Here is a 295-nt window from a genome sequence, read left to right as displayed (position 1 = left end):
TCATCGTACGCAATTCGGAGATATGCATCGTTTAATTAAGCAACATTTTGAAAATGCACAGTATTTCGGATTTACGGGGACACCACGTTTTGAAGAAAACAAGAGTCAAGATGGCCGAGCTACAGCGGACATTTTTGACAAATGTTTACATCACTATCTCATTAAAGACGCTATTAGAGACCATAATGTCCTTGGATTTTCAGTTGAATACAATCAAACGTTTAATTCACATGACGACTTAGACGAAGAATATATATCAAAAATTAATACCTCAGAAATTTGGATGGCAGATGAA

General features: G+C 35.6%; 1 pseudogene. It reads left to right on the top strand.

Going from position 1 to position 295, the window contains the following annotated elements:
• Positions 1-295 (top strand): annotated as a pseudogene (locus tag KA858_RS12260) (restriction endonuclease subunit R); the annotation flags it as partial.

The sequence above is a fragment of the Staphylococcus sp. GDX8P80P genome (assembly GCF_017893095.1).
GTDB lineage: Bacteria > Bacillota > Bacilli > Staphylococcales > Staphylococcaceae > Staphylococcus > Staphylococcus borealis.
The sequence above is the reverse complement of the archived record's forward strand: the minus strand, read 5'-3'. Positions and strand labels throughout refer to the sequence as shown.